The following is a 16,068-nucleotide window of genomic DNA, read 5'->3' as shown; positions in this document are numbered from 1 at the left end:
ACACCAGTAACAGTAAGCTGAACACCCTTGTCCTTCTTCACGAAGTCACCAGGGGTAACTTCCTTAGGCGAAACCTTCAGACCGTACTTAGCGGCCTCTTGCTCAGGCTTGCCACCCTCACCAGGCTCAGGGTTGTTTGGCTTTGGTGCCTCTTCTTCAGGCTTTGGCTTCTCTGGCTTCGGTGCGTTGTCCTTCTTGCCAGGGGTGTTGGTGACTTTGAAGCTGTCGGTGAGTACGCCTTCTTCGCTCTTGACGGTGACCTTGTAGGATCCCAGGAAGCCGGACAGCCCGTTGCTACTTTCCTGACCGTAAACCGTGAAGGACCAGACACCATCCTTGTTAGCCTGTACCTCTTTGAAGAGGGTCTTTACCTTACCGCCGTCTTTCTTAGACACCGAGTAGCGGAACTTCTCGTTTGGCTTCAGACCAGTAACAGTAAGCTGAACACCCTTGTCCTTCTTCACGAAGTCACCAGGGGTAACTTCCTTAGGCGAAACCTTCAGACCGTACTTAGCGGCCTCTTGCTCAGGCTTGCCACCCTCACCAGGCTCAGGGTTGTTTGGCTGCGGTGTGCCCACGTCTTCGCGGTCAGTGACCACAGAGAACGAGAGCGATGTGTCGAGGGTCTTACCGGATTTGTCCTTCACCGTGAGCGTGTATGCACCCATGAGCTCAGAGTCGGACATCTTGTCAGCACCTTCTACCTTTGCGTAGAAGGTGCCACCATCCTTTGAGAAACGATTCGAGTGGAAAGTTCCAGTTGAAGTCTTTCCTGACTCTTTGTGCTTGAGAACCCAGGTGAAGTCCTCGTTTCCTTCGAGGTTCTTGTAGGACGCCAACATTCCGACTGCGCGGAAGGAGGAAACGTGGTACTTGTCGAACTGAGCTGACAGTTCAGGGTCGCCAGCTACTGCGTTGTCTTTGTCGATGTAGCGAATAACACCGGCGTTGACCTTGGTGCCGTCTTCGAGAGTGATGTTGACGGTGTAGTCGCCGTTAGGGTTCTTGACGTTGTCACCACCGGTCAGGCCATCGACACCGTAAACCTCGAACGTCGGTGTTTTAGCGAGCTGGTCAACGCGGGTGTACAGCTTGATGCTGCTGTCAGCGTTGTTGAGTGCTTCTACTGACTTGATCTTAGCTCCAGCAGGAAGGTTCGAAACGGTGATAACTGCCTTGGTGGAAGCGCTAACCTTGTCGGCGTCAAGCGTGATGGTGCATTGTGCGCCCTGCTTAGCGTTCAGCGTGTTGTTGGAGCATTCGGTGGTGGGGGCGGCGAAGGCGGGGGTGCCTGCGAATGCGAGTGCACCAGCAACAACAGCAACGGCAGGTGCAAGAACGAGCTTCTTCATGCGAATCCTTAGGTTCAATGAGTAGTTAATTCGAGGGGTCTGAAGTGACTTCTCACACTTAGAATCTACCCACCACGAGATCCGCGCAACTTGTGATCATTTTGGTCATATCTGAGGATTTACATGCGTCTGGGCTGCACAGTTGTAGGGCGATGATTGCGCGTCACACCTCGTCGCCTGTCGTAATAGCAGAGGCCTCTTCTTGTGAGGTGACATGCGGGCGGTTGACGCGCGAAAGAAGTCGGCGTCCACTGCCGAGAATGATCATTGACCCCAGTACGGCGATCGTTGCAATGCAGTACGGTGCTCCCGCGCCTGCTGCTGTTGCGAGTGGGCCGGTCACGAGGGGCGCGACAGCCCCGCCAAGGAATCGCACGCCGGAGTAGGTTGAACTTGCGATATTGCGCGGAAGGTCGGTCGCCTCCATGACCGCCTCAGTGAGGGAAGTGTTGAGAATGCCGAGGAACAGCCCAGCCACGACGACTGCGCTGGCAAGTGTTGGCAAGCTCTTAACTCCGAAAGTCATGGTGACGAGACACACGGCAAGCATTGCAAAGGTGATTGAGAGCACCGGAATAAGTCCGAACCTGCGGGTCAAGCGCGGAGCTGCGAGCACCGAGGTGATGGCAAGCGCAAGGCCCCACCCAAAGAAAACCAGTCCAAGTTCGTGTGCGCCAAACTGAATTCCGGCGCTCTTTGCAGCTTCTTCAAGCGGGTAGGGAGAGTAAGCGAGCAGTGTGAAGAACCCAAAGTTGTAACACAGGGAGACGGCGCTCAAAAGGAGCAACGGCGGGCGACGAAGCGCTGAGAACCCTGCCCACAAGGAAGCTTTTGCAGTGGATTCTGTGGGGCGCGGTAGAAGGACAATAATCGCTACGAGCCCAATTGCCATGAGGGCTGCTGTGCCAAAGAACGGCATTCGCCACGAGATCGAACCGAGAACTCCTCCAGCAAGCGGCCCAACTGCTAAACCAACCCCGAGCGCTGCCTCATACAGAATGATCGCCTGGCCCGAGCCTCCCGAAGCGGCGCCAACGATTGCAGCAAGCGCAGTTGAAATAAAAAGCGCGTTGCCAAGCCCCCAGCCAGCACGGAATCCGATAATCATATCGACGCTCCCTGCGGTACCGGCGAGTGTCGCGAAGAGCACAATGAGGACCAACCCTGCGATCAGTGTGAGTTTCACTCCGAGTCGACTCGAAATAAATCCACTGAAGAACATTGCAGCGGAAGTGACGAGTAGGTAACTCGTAAACAGGAGCATTGTTTGTGAGGGAGTCGAGTTCAGCTCTCGACTGATCGCGGGAAGAATTGGGTCGACGAGGCCGATCCCCATAAACGACACCATGCAGGCAAAGGCAATCGCCCACACCGCGATTGGTTGGTGGAAGATTGACGACTGTTTTCCTTGCTGTTGAGTCTCTGTGTCGCGGAGTTCAGTGCCGTCTGCCTTCTGTGGGTTGGGCGGTGTGGTGGGCATATGAATGTGGTCTCCAATCGAAGTGGTTGGCTGTCGGCCGAGGTGTGAAATGGGTGGCGCCTAGTGCGGCGTGGTTTTTGAGTGGCGTGCGTTATTCGGCGAGTGCGGCGCCAAGTTTGCCGAGGAGGATTGTTGCGCGTTGAAGGGTTTCGAGATCGTCGGAGTCGAGGGATTCGAGAGCGGGGCGTACGGATCGTGCGGCTGCGGTGCGAACCTGCTCAAGTTCTTTCCGACCAGCATCCGTGAGCGTGACCGCGCTTGCCCGTGCATCGTGGGCATCGGTGCGACGTTCTACGAGATGATCGGCCACCAGTCGGTTGACAATCCCGGTCATCGTGGGTTGTGTGACCGCCTCACGTGCAGCGAGTTCACCTACGCGGAGTGGTCCGCCGTGCGACAGGTTGGAAAGAACGCGAATTGCGATAAGGGAGCGTCGTCCATCAAGCCCACGAGCGTACGCGCGTCGAAAACTCCAGCTGTTGGCGACGAGGGCATAAGCGAGGTTGTCCAGTGTTTCCTGGTCATGTTCAGTGGGTTGCTGGCCAGTATTCATAGCGTCACTATATAGGCGGGCTATGTAAATGTGCAATCGATGTCGCTGACACGACAAAGCACGTGAATAGCAAAACGCTGGGCGTTCGAAGATCGAACGCCCAGCGCTACTTAGTCTTGTCGGGCCATGCCTTTAGTCCCGTCGGGCCATGCCTAACGAAAGCGAATCCAACCTGATGTGACGCTCCTGCTCAGGGCTGGGCGTGCGCACCGTCAAAGCGTTTGGCAGAACCGACAACTCCAGGTAGTCGGTCTCGCCCAACACGTCCCCGTCGACCTGCACATCCAGTTCCTTCTCCGCGCGCACCTTCACAGCAGCGCACTTCGTCACATCGGCGTGCATGCCCTTGCGTGAACGCCCAGCAATCGACGTGACCACGCTGACCCACTCCGCTACATTGCGTGGCGTCACCGTCAGCACGTCCAAGTGCCCGTCATCGATCACCGCACCGGGAATCAGCTCAATTCCACCCTGCACTTTTCCGCAGTTACCACCCAGGATGGACCGAATCTTCCGGGTCTCTTCTTCCCCGTCATCAAACTGGATGCGCACCTCGGTAGGCTTGCCCAACAGCTGACGCGATCCTTGCCGGACGTACGCCCACCAGCCCATGCGCGACTTGGCATCTTCGCTGGTATTCGACATCACCGTGGCGTCGTACCCGATCCCCGCCATCACGGTAAACAGCGTGTCCTCACCGTCCGGCGACGTGCGCAACCGCGCCGCATCAATCACCCGATCCTGCCCCCACAGGGCCACACGCATGGCCCACTCGAACCGGTTGAGTGGAATCGACAGGTTCCTCGCCAGCAGGTTGCCCGTTCCCATCGGAATGATGCCCATGGGGACGTCGGTGTCGGCCAACGCCTCCGCGATCGCACGCACGGTACCGTCGCCACCGGCCGCGATCACCACCTCGGCGCCCTTTTCACGCGCCTCATGCGCCATGGACGTTCCGGGGTCATCCTTTGTGGTCTCAATGAACAGCGGCTCGTCCCACCCTTCGTTGCGGCACACGGTCGTGGCCACGGACTTCAACGTGTCCATCTCGTTTTTTGTGGGGTTGTAAATGATGGCGGCCCTGCGCCGTGGCGGCTGGGGTGCGGTGTCCGGGGTTTCCGCCGCCGAGGTGGTCGCCGGTGTGGTCTCTCCAGTCTCCTGGGGTGTGGTGTGGGTGGTTTTGTTTCGCGTGCCACCTACGAGGTAGCCCACGACGAACGCAACAACAACAGCAACAGCCAGAACGATCCATGCAGTGAGGGTCATAGTCGCTAGTACATCAGACTTGTCTGAGTACTTGCCTGGGCTTTTGTGATGTGGTCACCAGGCGTATGTGCTGAACAGGTAGGCTAAAGACGTGATCGATCTAGTGCAGCTCAGAGAGAACCCGGAAATTTTCAAAGCTTCACAGCGTGCGCGTGGGGCCAGTGTCGAACTCGTCGACCAGATTTTGGCAGCCGATTCAGCGCGCCGATCCGCGATTGCGGAATTTGAAGAGATCCGTGCTCAGCAAAAAGCGTTCGGCAAGAAGGTCGCGTCTGAAAAAGACAAGGACGCAAAAGCCAAGCTCGTCGCTGAAGCTAAAGAGATGTCGGACCGTGTCAAAGCTCTGCAGGCTGACAACGATGAAGCTCAGCAGAACTTTGAGCGCATCCTCATGAAGCTTCCCAACCTCATCATCGACGGCGTGCCATCCGGTGGCGAAGAAGATTCGGTTGAACTGCGCCGGGAAGGCACTGTCCGCGACTTCTCCGCTGACGGGTTCGAGCCTGCCGACCACTTAGAAATCGGCGAACGCCTCCACGCCATCGACACCACTCGCGGAGCCAAGGTTTCCGGCTCCCGCTTCCACTTCCTCACCGGTTTTGGTGCGCGCTTGGAGATGGCGATCCTCAACCTCGCTATGGACACCGCGCTGAGTGCTGGGTTCACTCCCATGGTTGTGCCCACCCTAGTGAAACCAGAGGTCATGGGTGGCACCGGGTTCCTGGGCGAACACGCCGACGAAGTGTATCGCCTGGAAGCCGACGACCTGTTCCTGGTTGGAACCTCTGAAGTTCCGTTGGCCGGCTACTTCATGGACGAAATCATCGACCTGTCAGACGGGCCCATTCGGTTCGGCGGCATTTCGTCCTGCTACCGTCGCGAAGCCGGCTCCTACGGCAAAGACACCCGGGGAATCATTCGCGTCCACCAGTTCCAGAAAGTGGAAATGTTCGCCTACGTCCACCAGGACGACGCCGAAGCCGAGCACCTCCGCATGCTGTCGCTACAGGAACAGATGCTGCAGGCGTGCGAACTGCCCTACCGCGTCATCGACATCGCTGCCGGTGACTTGGGTGACTCCGCTGCTCGCAAGTACGACTGCGAAGCCTGGGTCCCAACACAGAACACGTACCGTGAACTCACCTCAACCTCGAACTGCACCACGTTCCAGGCGCGTCGCCTCAAGATCCGTGAGCGCACCTCGGAAGGGCAGACCATTCCCGTGGCCACACTCAACGGAACCATGGCCAACACGCGCTGGCTGGTCCCTATCCTGGAAAACCACCAGCAGGCCGATGGCTCTGTCGCAATCCCCGCCGCCTTGCAGCCATACCTGGGTGGAATGAAGGCATACGGCCCCGACGGCGAAATTTTCTAGTTCCCACTCATCCCCAGGAGGCTTTGTGACACCGCACCTGATTGCGCTCGACATCGACGGCACGATTGTCGACTATGACGACAAACTTTCCGATCGTGTCCGCGGAGTCGTGCGGGCCTGCCGGGCGCAAGGTCACCACATTGTGATCTCCACGGGTCGTTCGCTCTCTGGTGCTCTCGACGTAGCGAACAGGCTGGGCCTCACTGAAGGATTCGTCGTGGTGTCCAACGGTGCCGTCATCGCCTCCCTCAACCCGGACACTGACAACGGCTACGAACTGGTCCACGTGGAGACCTTCAACCCTGGCCCGGCCCTGACCCGCATGAACCACGCCCTGCCCACGTCCCTGTGCATGGTGGAAGACGCGAACCTGGAGCGCTGGGCGTCGGCAGATTTCCCCGTTGGTGACCTGGCCGCCGGCGACGACCTCAACATCGTGCGGTTCGCAGAACTCAAAACCCTGCGCGCAACTCGCATCGTGTTACGTGAACTGCACGGGTCGCGCGAAGAGTTCGCAGACGCGGTCGAAAAGATCGGCCTACACGGCGTTACGTATTCGGTGGGCTGGAGCAACTGGTTGGACATCGCCCCCGAAGGCGTTTCCAAAGCTAGCGGACTCGCCCGGGTCGCAGAAATGCTGGGCATTGACAAGCAACACACCGTGGGCGCAGGCGACGGCACCAACGACCACGAAATGATGGAGTGGGTTGCTCACGGGATCGTCATGGGACAGGCCGGCCAGAAGCTCAAAGACCTGGGAACGGTCATCACCGGGACCGTTGAGGAAGACGGTCTGGCCACGGCGCTTCAGGATTACTTCGAACTGTCAGAGGACGCGATCCGCTCCGCTATGCGGTGACATTCCTCCGCCAACCTGGCCGCGTCGTCGACGTACCTGCGGGCCGCGTTCACCCCGGGCACCTCGGCCGGACCTGCCTGGCTGGTTTCGTCTGTCTCGCTGTTTTCAGTTACCCCGCCCGAGGTCGTCCGCACCTGGGCGCGCACCATCGCCGCAGCCTGGGCCGCCTCGGCGACCTTGGTGGCCGCGCGAGACATAAGCTCCGGGAGCGTACCCACCTGTGTGCGCACCTGCGCGGGAATCGTCTGCTCATTGACGGGCACGTGCGTGTGAAGCGTGCGCGCACAGTCGTCCACCTTGTGCGCCACCTGGTTCAGCGTGTGCGTGAGCGCGGCCAGCTGTTCAGTGGCCCGTACGTGCGCCTCTTGGGTGCCCGCGCCCGCGTGAACCTCCTCATGCAACCGGCTCGCGGTGACAAAAAACCGGTCCACCGCACGGTTGAACCGGTCACGGTGTTGCCGCCAGACACCCGTTCCGTACAGGTTGTCGGGTTGCGGTTCCTTCTTCCGCAACCCCTGGAAAAACTTGGCAAAGCCCACGCGATTACAGGTAGTTGCCCGGGCCGTAAGCGCCTTCGGGGTTGTGCTTCGCCGGGTGTTCAGGGTTTGCAGGCGAGTCGTCGTGCATCGCCTGACGCGCCATGATCGCGGTCTGGATCGACTGGAGCAACCCCTCGATCCACCCCACCAGGCCCGCTTGCGCTACCAGCAGTTCGCTGTGGCTTGGCGTCGAATAGGACGACAACCTAGGTGTGAAACTCAAGAACTCGTCCTCAAGATCCTGCCCGAGCGCTTCTTTCATCGCCTCGATCGTGTTCTCGTGGATCTGTGCCAAGCGTTTGCGCCCGGCCGGGTCGGTTTCCGCCGACTTGAGCTCCTCCAAGATTTTCGCGTGCATGTGCCCCAAGCGCACGAGCTTGCCCGGGTTCGTAATGTCCGGCTCGTCCTTCTTGTCGTCAGCGTCCTTGCTGTCGCTGTCGTTTTCGTCGCCGTCAGCTTCGCCAGCGCTGTCCGCGTCCCCGGCATCGTCGGGTTGCGCGGTCTCGTCAGTGGTGTCACCTTGGGCTTCGCCCGGCTCGGCTACCGCCTCACCTTCATCGTCCCGAGGTGGTTCCGGCTGTTCTCCCGCCTCGGCTGTCGTGAGGTCCGGAAGGATCGCCTGTTCCTCGTCTTCGGGGATATCCGGTAGTTCGATGTCCGGGTAGTCCTGCTGTTCAGGGTGCTCGCTCACGGGTTTACCTCCAAAACGATCTTGCCAAAGTGTGGCTGGTCCATGTGTTTGTGCGCCTGCACACAGTCATCAAGCGCAAACACGCGATCCACAATGGGGCGAATCTTGCCACTGGCCACCGCCGGCCACACGTGTTTGCGCACCTCAGAAACAATATGGGCTTTTTGTTCATCGGGACGCGCGCGCAGTGTGGTCCCCATGACCGAACGCCGCAAGGGGAGCAGGTCACCAAGGTTAATCTGGGCCTTGGTTCCGCCCTGCATGCCAATGATGACCAAACGGCCGTCAGCCGAAAGCGCCTGAATGTTGCGCTCCAGATACTTGGCTCCAATAATGTCCAAAATGACATCCGCGCCCGGAACACGCGCAGCCGCAGAACCGTCCGCACCTGCACCGCCACCTGTGATCTCACGAATCCGCTCAACAAAGTCTTCTTCGCGGTAGTTGATCACCGCGTCGGCGCCCAGATCAGCACACCTGCGTGCCCGGTCGTCACTGCCAACTGTTACCGCTACACGCGCCCCCACCTGTTTCGCAATCTGGATGGCCATGGTGCCAATCCCGGACGCGCCCCCGTGGACCAAAAGCCAGTCACCCTTACTCAACCCCGCCGCCATGACGACGTTGGAGTACACGGTGGCAACCACCTCGGGCAGGGCCGCCGCCTCTATAAAACTCATCCCTTCAGGCACAGGCAAAACCTGCCCGGCTGGGACCGGCACGAACTCCGCGTACCCGCCACCGGTGAGCAACACGGCCACCCGGTCACCCACCTGCCACTCCTCAACCCCGTCACCAACCTGGTGGACGGTCCCGGCCGCCTCGAGCCCCAGAATGTCTGTGGCGCCCGCGGGAGGAGTGTAAAAGCCCATGCGCTGGAGGACATCGGCGCGGTTCACACCAGCGGCCTCCACCTTCACAACAACCTCGCCAGGCTGGGCGGAAGGAACGGGGGAATCGGAAAGTTTCAGGGCGTCTGGACCGCCCGGCTGAGGAGCTGTAATCGAGCGCATACGAACCACCCTACCTGTACGATTGGCGGACGCGACCGGCAAACGCGCCTTTTTCATGCACAATGGAGGAGTGCTAGTAGAGGGACAGAAGACGACAAATCCACCCACCGTGTCTGACATCGAAGACGCCGCCAAGCGAATCGCTGACTGCGTCATCACCTCCCCGTTGCACATTTCCGAACGACTCTCCGACCTCACCGGCGCCACCGTGTACCTCAAACGCGAAGACTTGCAGCCGGTGCGCTCCTACAAGATCCGAGGCGCGTTCAACTTCCTCCTGCAACTCGACGCGAAAGAGCGGGAACACGGCGTGGTCTGCGCATCCGCCGGTAACCACGCGCAAGGATTCGCGCGTGCCTGCAACACGCTGGGCGTCGAAGGGCGCATCTTCGTCCCTAAGACCACGCCTAGGCAGAAGATCGATCGGATCCGTCACTTCGGCGGCGACCGGATCTCCATCACGGTAGCCGGTTCCACCTACGACGACGCCTCAGAACTTGCAAAGAAACACGCCGCCACCTCGGGGGCGCTGGTCGTATCCGCGTTCGACGACCCGCGCACCATCGCCGGTCAGGGCACCATTTCCGCTGAAATCACCGACCAACTGGGCTTTGCCCCGGACACCGTGGTGGTCCCGGTGGGCGGTGGTGGCCTGCTGGCTGGAATGGCCGAATACTGTCACCACCGCACCCCAAACACACGCGTTGTGGGCGTCGAACCGGCAGGGGCGGCGTGCATGACAGCGGCGCTCGCAACCGGGGCGCCCGTGCAACTGGACACTGTGGACTCCTTCGCCGACGGTGCCGCGGTACGCCGGGCCGGTGACCTGACGTACGCGATGGTCCGCGACCTCGGCCTGCCCATCACCACCGTGGACGAAGGCCGCGTGGCAAAAGAGATGGTGGACCTGTACCAGGTCGACGGGATTATCGCTGAACCCGCCGGGGCGATTTCGCCTGCCTCCATTGGCCCCGCTGACTCCGACGTTCCCGTGCCCATTGAAGCCGGATCAACTGTCGTGTGCGTCATCAGTGGTGGTAACAATGACCTGTCCCGCTACGCTGAAGTGCTCGAACGTGCCCTGGTGTGGGAGGGGCTACAGCACTACTTCATCGTGAACTTCCCACAAGAACCCGGGGCGCTGCGCCGCTTTTTGGACAATGTGTTGGGCCCTGACGACGACGTCTCCATGTTTGAGTACGTGAAACGATCCGACCGCGAAATTGGTCCCGCGTTCGTGGGCATCACCTTGGGTCGCGCTGAGGACCTCACGGGGCTCCTCGAACGCATGGACGAATCGCTGCTCGAAATCGAACGCGTTTCGCAGGACTCGCCGCTGTTCAGGATGTTCGTCTAATCGAATACCAGGGCAGATAAAGTGGTGACGTGACCGTCATCGTTCGATATCAAGGAAGAGGGTTCGCTCATGGCGATGAGCAGTGAACTCGAAGGTCTGCTTGCGCAATGGTTGCCACGCCAGGCCTGGTTTCCAGTGACGTCTTTTGAGCTGGTCGGCACACCGGACGTCGTCCCAATGTCCGACACCCAGGTCTTTGAGCTGGACTTCCCGCTTCAGGACGATGAAACGCTGACCGTCCAGGGCTGGATCGCAGTCGTGGGAATTGGGAGTGGTGACAACGTTCGCCGCATCAGTGTTCCGCTGACCCTGCGCACGCGCGAGGAAGGGCCTCTGCGCGAACATCTTATTGGCCAGATCGACGACTTCATGTTGGGGCCGTGCTACGTATACGACGCGGTCGCCGACCCTGTTTTCGTTCTTTTCGCCGCTACCGCCATGGCCACCGGTGACGCCAGCTTCGCGTTGGGGCGCGAGGCGGCTTTCGACGACCTCGGGACGCCTTCTGAGGATGGCGAAGAACACAAGGACCCCATGGCCGAGGCGGCCGCCGGGATGCGTGCCGACGCGGACCTGAGTGCGGAGCCGGTGAGTGTCAGCGAGGCCTTTGACAGCCAGTTTGAGAACTCCGACCACTCGCAGCTGACTGCGTTGCGCGTGGGGCGTGGCGGGCGCGACTTTAACGACCTGACGAACATTTCGGTGCTGTGGCACCGCGCCACCACCACACAGCTGAAGTTCGACAATTCGCGCAAGGGTGAAACCGCGGTTCTGATCGACGACCACGCATTCCCTAGCGTGCTGACGTTTTTCAGGACACTCGACATCAGTGACGTGCCCGAATCAGTGCGGTTGCCCATCATGCTCACGATCGCCGAATCACAAGCCGTTGCGCCCGTTCTGGGGTGGATGGCGTCGCGGTGGTTCGACGGCACTGACCTACACACGCACACTGCTCCAGTTGCTATGCTGACCCGTTCGGAAGCTAGCGCGGTGAGCGCATGGAACGAAGCCGTAGGAGCGGCGCGGAACGCTGCGGAGGCGACGGGGTACGCGCGACAAGCGCACGACCTCGGTGGCCGGGTTGCCAGCCTACACGTAGACCTGGGCCGTGAACTTGGCAAGGCTGAAGGCACCGGCGAACCTACCGCGAACTGGATCAAGAAGTGGTCCGACCGCGTGGACTGGGCGCTGGCCCGCGCCACGCTGGCACTCAAGCCTCTAGAGAAGCAGCTGCGCGCCCACAAACGGGCATTGGCTGACATGTCATCAGTGGGGAACCTGCAACGGATTCACGGCGGGCTCACCCTCAATCACGTGGTGAAAGCACCGGTCCACGGGTACACGGTTGCAAACTTTTCGGAGACTTCGGAACTGCGTCCACCAACATTCGACCTAGTGGCGCTGTTGCGTAGTTTGGACTACGCGGCAGGGTACGCATTCTTGGCTCGCACAGGAGCCCTTGACCCCAAGGCCACGCCCAGCACCCTGGGTGCGACCGGACTGGTGGACGACGACCTGATTGCTCAAGTCGACGGGGCGCCCGAAGCCCGCTGGTCACACGAATCCCAAAAGGCTCTCTTGGCCGGGTACTCACATGTTGGCGGCGCCGATTTCAGCATGAAGGACCCCGTGTTGCGGGCCATGCTCATTGACCGCCTGCTCGTTGAGGGCGTGAGCGAGTTGCGCAACCGGCCCACGTGGCTGATCGTGCCACTGTCCGAACTCAGGCGCCTTCTGACCACCGACACTGAAGTGGCTACCGAACCGGCACGTCTCAACCCACGCACGTCCACCGAGGCGACGCGCGCTGGAATTGAAGAACGCCTAGCCGAACACCGAAAAGCACAAGAAGAAAAGGTTGCGCACGCGCGGGCGGCTGCGGCCAAGGCGCGACAGGAGAACGACAGACTTGTCGAAGCGTCACAGGTCGCGAAGAAGGCCGGCCACGGGATTGAGGCGCCAGTTGCCAGCAACGCTGAGACGAAAGTGCAGGACGCCGAGGTGGCAGTCGGTGTCACTAAGCGCAAAGCTGGCGTGGCCGAAACCGCGGAAACTGTGCCCGCCGAGGTGGCGGATTCAGTGGAACCCACCACAGAGCCCCAAGGGGCGGGTGGCTCTCGCGCAGTGACACCTCGGCCTTCTTCCGAGACACCCGCTACACCCACGTCCGGTGACGAAAGCACGGCGGTTCCTGCAACGTTCGACCCTGCCGATGATCCAGCGGACGACCCTGTGGACGACACGGACGGAGAAATCGAGCCGCCCTTCGCGCCTAAATCCGCTCGCACCTTGCGCTAGCTCCGCGGCCTACTCTCTCACCCGCTCAAGGACGGTAACAGGGTGGGTGCCAAACACCTCGGCGACGGAGAAATCCAACCCCGTCCACGTGCGGCCAGAAAGCACGTCACGCCACGTGGGCTCAACCTCCTCGCGGATCACGGGCAAGGCCATGGTTTGCATCGTAGATGCGGTCTGCGCCGGCTCCTCTTCGTCATTGACCGAGGTGGGTATGTGGAACCGCGTGTCACCCCACCCGCCGGTGGCGCGCAAGGTGATGGGCAAGCGTTCGACCACAACGACGACCTCGGGGAACTGTGTGTCGCCAAAGTGCGCCAACCCAAACGCGTGTTCAGCGCGCTCGCCGGTGATGGCAACGCGGGTGGGCGAAGTAGGGTTTGTGAAGATGTGCGAGTGGCGCGCGCGAACTGCCAAGCCCGCTCGAAGCAACAGGTCGCCAGGGTTGTTGTCGATCAGCCGTTCGCGTGGGCTCAAGAACAGCGGGTCGAACACCTCGGGGGTGCCAGGGGAGAACAGCTGCAACGCGCGTGCCACTTGGCTGTTGCGGTCGCCAGCATGACGCACGATGGCGACCATGTGGTCGATCCGGGCAACGACCTCGGGCGTCGTGAGCGCCGTGTGAACGGCATTGCGCACCGACTCAACGAACCGCTCATCCGAGCCACCATGCCGCCGGGCTGCTCGAACCGACCGTTTGATCAGCCGGTCCACGTTCAAGTGCGAGTCCCACGCGCCCATCACGGACTGCCACAGCAGAATGTCGAAGCTGGTGTCCGAGGTGGCGGTGGCTGGGGCGTCTGAGTTGCCTGCGCCACCTGGGGTGCCGGAGGCGTCTGGCTGTGTGACCGTGTAGTCCAGCGGCACCAACTCCCGCATGTCTGCAACGAACTCCATGAACTTCTGGGGGATCTCAGACAGGGCGAGGATCCGGCAGCGCTCCGCCCGTGAGTATTTGGTAACCGGGCTGGTGAGCCCGTTGATGACCGGCGCCGAGGTGGTAGAAGTTTGGATTTTAAACTCATCCAGAATGCGGTCGGGGTGGCCGGGTTCGGACGGGAATCCACCCACTTCGTTCAGCGCAGCGAGCGTGCAGTAGCGGTAGTGCGCACGTTCCGTCACACCCAGGTTGAGCACCTCGCTGGTGGTCTGCGAAAACAGGGTGCTCACGGGGCATGACGGGGTGGTGAGCAACAGGCCAACATAGGCCAGGAGGCGGTCTGAAGCCGTACCCGAAGGCACTGTTGACCGCACTTTCGCCAACGCCCTCGGCACCACCATGGAACCCGCGGTCATCACTGGGACTTCACCTGTGCTGTTCCGGCCAAGGAAGTCGTCCGGATCCGACTCTGACAGGGCTGACAGGAACCCCTCGCGAACGACCTCGGCATCTTCATCCAAACCGAGTTCAGGGCGCGCAACGGTCACGGACGCTACAACGATCCCCAAAATCAGAGCCAGCGTATCCACGTCCACCTGGGCGGTGGGGTCGGTGCGGATGCTGGCGCGGGTGGACTCGTCCAGGCTCGCCCATGCGTTCTTGGTGGTGATAGCAAGGTCCACCATTTCGTTGTGCATGAGCGTGTTGGTGACTTCTTTCTTGCACCGCGCTTCCTCAAGCGTGAGCAGCCCGGTCACCGAGGTGGGGTTGAAGCGGAGCTGCTTTGCGGTAGTGGACAGTTCGCGGCGGTCCCGTGGGTCCAGGTCTGCAGCCAAGTGCTGGCGGAACGATTCGAGCTCGTAGAAGCCGATAGGGTGCGTGAGCGCACCGTCGATTGCCGAGATGAGCGGGTACGTGGTGGACGCGGAACCTGGCCACGACGAGGGAGTTACTTCGCGCTGGCCTTCAGGGTTGAGCGTGAAGCGTTTCTCCGTGATGATGTAGCCGCCGGTGAGGTCCTGGAGCTGGTCGAGGTACGCCTGGGGGTCCGCGATCGAGTCGATGTGGCGCACACTCACCCCGTCGATGAGGCCGGTGTCGAACCAGCGGGCGAGCTCGCGGTGCGTTTCCGTGAAAACGCGCGGGTCGTTCACCCGGATGGTGGCCACGTGCGAATCGGCGTTGACGCGACGGTAGTTGAGCGTGCGTGTGGTGGTCTTTTCAACGCACGTGTAGTTTTGTGCGGCCAGGAGCTGCTGGGGGTCTTGGTGGTTTTGGGGCTCTTGTGGGTCTTGGGGCTGCAGGGTTTCCGGGTTGACCGGGTAGATCGAGGAGCCGATCTGGAGTACCGGTTCGTTTGTTGCGGGGTTGGTGGTCAGGGTTGCCGTGTTCGTGGGCTGGTCGACCACCACCGTGACTTTGCCTTGTGACCACTGGATGTCGAACCAGTCGGCGAATTGGGACTCCTGGCCGTGCAGCAGCACATCCCACCAGTAGGGGTTCATGCTGGGGTGCGCGACGTGGAGTGCGCCCGGCACAAAGTCGACGATGACGCCCATGTTCGCGTTGTGCGCGGTTGTTGAGAGGGCTTCCAGCCCTTCGATTCCGCCGAGGTGTGGGTCAGTTGCGTTTGGATCTGTAGGGGCACCGGTTTCGTTGGCGGTGCTGGAGGCCGTAATGGGGCTGATGCGAATAGCGGTGAAACCGAGTTCAGCGATGTCCGGGATTACGTTTGTGACGTCAAAAAGAGTGACGTTGCGGTCGACCGGCACACGGTAAATCGATGTTGGGCGCCAGCGGTTGCGACCTGTTCTGTTGAGGTGTCCGCTCATAGTGTCCCTTTCATCGACAGCCATATACGACGATACCTGTAAACCGGTGCCACTGTGGTGTAAGAGACGATTTTTGACACTGCATTCAGGAGGTGTTCAACCGGCGAGATTGTTGCCCTCGCGCGAAGTGTGGAATAATCGTTTTTTGCGTCGCGTACTTGTGGCGCCTAGGTGAGTTGACAGAGCGGCCGAATGTGACGGTCTTGAAAACCGTTGTAGGGCAACCCCCTACCGTGGGTTCAAATCCCACACTCACCGCGTTGTGAAGTCTCGGGACATCGTTCACTCGATGTCCCGAGACTTTTTGTGTCTTGGGGTGTTGATGTGTCGGGTCATCGTGCCCTCTGTTTTGGTCCGCAACCCAGTTACTCACCACACGTGAGTAGTTTTGTCCTTGCTGTGTTGGGTAACGGCCCGTTTTCCACCCAAAAACGTGAACAAAACGAACAAAAGTGGTGTTTACTCAACACATTGGATCGAGCTGTGTAGAGTAAACGGCTTTCGTGCGCCGTTTCGGCACCGCGTGTGCCTCCCATGTATCGTGTCCAGAAAGTGACAGGCTCTACGGGC

The 16,068-nt window shown here is 60.5% G+C and carries 12 protein-coding genes and 1 tRNA gene; 5 read left to right on the top strand and 8 right to left on the bottom strand.

Annotation, left to right across the window (positions count from 1 at the left end; all coding sequences use genetic code 11):
* From MHX53_RS09760 to MHX53_RS09745, 4 genes are all read right to left on the bottom strand, one after another.
* On the bottom strand, nucleotides 1-1,352 hold a 1,352-nt coding region (locus MHX53_RS09760), incomplete at its 3' end, for a hypothetical protein (RefSeq protein ID WP_239272546.1).
* A 163-nt stretch (nucleotides 1,353-1,515) separates the two neighbouring features.
* Complete coding sequence (locus tag MHX53_RS09755) at nucleotides 1,516-2,832, bottom strand: MFS transporter (protein WP_239272544.1); 1,317 nt, start codon at nucleotides 2,830-2,832, stop codon at nucleotides 1,516-1,518.
* 91 nt (nucleotides 2,833-2,923) lie between these two features.
* Nucleotides 2,924-3,385 carry a MarR family transcriptional regulator gene (locus tag MHX53_RS09750; protein WP_239272543.1) on the bottom strand — a complete coding sequence of 154 codons (462 nt, stop codon included), beginning with the start codon at nucleotides 3,383-3,385 and terminating at the stop codon, nucleotides 2,924-2,926.
* A gap of 132 nt (nucleotides 3,386-3,517) precedes the next feature.
* Nucleotides 3,518-4,651: a diacylglycerol kinase family protein gene (locus MHX53_RS09745; protein ID WP_239272541.1), complete on the bottom strand. Its 1,134-nt coding sequence runs from the start codon at nucleotides 4,649-4,651 to the stop codon at nucleotides 3,518-3,520.
* A 91-nt stretch (nucleotides 4,652-4,742) separates the two neighbouring features.
* Between MHX53_RS09745 and serS the strand changes: the two genes are divergently transcribed.
* Both serS and MHX53_RS09735 read left to right on the top strand, forming a co-directional pair.
* On the top strand, nucleotides 4,743-6,029 hold the full coding sequence (gene serS / locus MHX53_RS09740) for a serine--tRNA ligase (protein ID WP_239272539.1): 1,287 nt from the start codon (nucleotides 4,743-4,745) through the stop codon (nucleotides 6,027-6,029).
* 25 nt (nucleotides 6,030-6,054) lie between these two features.
* Nucleotides 6,055-6,888 (top strand): HAD family hydrolase, encoded by an 834-nt coding sequence (locus MHX53_RS09735; protein ID WP_239272537.1) that lies wholly within the window; start codon nucleotides 6,055-6,057, stop codon nucleotides 6,886-6,888.
* Here MHX53_RS09735 and MHX53_RS09730 read toward each other — a convergent pair.
* From MHX53_RS09730 to MHX53_RS09720, 3 genes are read right to left on the bottom strand one after another with little or no spacing between them, the layout of a single operon-like run.
* Nucleotides 6,843-7,427 (bottom strand): hypothetical protein, encoded by a 585-nt coding sequence (locus tag MHX53_RS09730; protein ID WP_239272535.1) that lies wholly within the window; start codon nucleotides 7,425-7,427, stop codon nucleotides 6,843-6,845. The genes MHX53_RS09735 and MHX53_RS09730 overlap by 46 nt on opposite strands.
* 4 nt (nucleotides 7,428-7,431) lie before the next feature.
* The gene (locus tag MHX53_RS09725; protein ID WP_239272533.1) at nucleotides 7,432-8,118 is read right to left on the bottom strand and encodes a proteasome activator; all 687 of its coding nucleotides are present in this window, start codon (nucleotides 8,116-8,118) and stop codon (nucleotides 7,432-7,434) included.
* A complete protein-coding gene (locus MHX53_RS09720) occupies nucleotides 8,115-9,131 on the bottom strand; it encodes an NAD(P)H-quinone oxidoreductase (protein WP_239272531.1) in 1,017 nt (338 codons plus the stop codon). Before MHX53_RS09720 ends, MHX53_RS09725 begins: the two co-directional genes overlap by 4 nt.
* Nucleotides 9,132-9,186: 55 nt before the next feature.
* Between MHX53_RS09720 and ilvA the strand changes: the two genes are divergently transcribed.
* Nucleotides 9,187-10,488, top strand: a complete 1,302-nt coding sequence (gene ilvA, locus MHX53_RS09715; protein ID WP_239272529.1) for a threonine ammonia-lyase IlvA — start codon at nucleotides 9,187-9,189, stop codon at nucleotides 10,486-10,488.
* 69 nt (nucleotides 10,489-10,557) lie between these two features.
* Nucleotides 10,558-12,789 carry a hypothetical protein gene (locus MHX53_RS09710; RefSeq protein WP_239272527.1) on the top strand — a complete coding sequence of 744 codons (2,232 nt, stop codon included), beginning with the start codon at nucleotides 10,558-10,560 and terminating at the stop codon, nucleotides 12,787-12,789.
* Nucleotides 12,790-12,798: 9 nt separating this feature from the next.
* On the opposite strand, the gene MHX53_RS09705 is transcribed toward MHX53_RS09710, so the two are convergent.
* Nucleotides 12,799-15,498, bottom strand: a complete 2,700-nt coding sequence (locus tag MHX53_RS09705) for an alpha-amylase family glycosyl hydrolase (protein WP_239272525.1) — start codon at nucleotides 15,496-15,498, stop codon at nucleotides 12,799-12,801.
* Nucleotides 15,499-15,668: 170 nt separating this feature from the next.
* On the opposite strand from MHX53_RS09705, the gene MHX53_RS09700 reads away from it, so the two are divergent.
* Nucleotides 15,669-15,756: transfer RNA gene (locus MHX53_RS09700), tRNA-Ser, on the top strand.
* Nucleotides 15,757-16,068 lie beyond the last annotated feature (312 nt).

Source organism: Brevibacterium sp. ACRRH, from assembly GCF_022346365.1.
Classification (GTDB): Bacteria; Actinomycetota; Actinomycetes; order Actinomycetales; family Brevibacteriaceae; genus Brevibacterium; species Brevibacterium paucivorans.
This window is presented reverse-complemented; position numbering and strand designations above follow the sequence as displayed.

Coding starts and splice junctions, on each gene's coding strand:
- MHX53_RS09755 (WP_239272544.1), bottom strand. CDS start 2,832: ATGCCCACCACACCGCCCAACCCACAGAAGGCAGACGGCACTGAACTC.
- MHX53_RS09750 (WP_239272543.1), bottom strand. CDS start 3,385: ATGAATACTGGCCAGCAACCCACTGAACATGACCAGGAAACACTGGAC.
- MHX53_RS09745 (WP_239272541.1), bottom strand. CDS start 4,651: ATGACCCTCACTGCATGGATCGTTCTGGCTGTTGCTGTTGTTGTTGCG.
- MHX53_RS09720 (WP_239272531.1), bottom strand. CDS start 9,131: ATGCGCTCGATTACAGCTCCTCAGCCGGGCGGTCCAGACGCCCTGAAA.
- ilvA (WP_239272529.1), top strand. CDS start 9,187: ATGCACAATGGAGGAGTGCTAGTAGAGGGACAGAAGACGACAAATCCA.
- MHX53_RS09710 (WP_239272527.1), top strand. CDS start 10,558: ATGGCGATGAGCAGTGAACTCGAAGGTCTGCTTGCGCAATGGTTGCCA.
- MHX53_RS09705 (WP_239272525.1), bottom strand. CDS start 15,498: ATGAGCGGACACCTCAACAGAACAGGTCGCAACCGCTGGCGCCCAACA.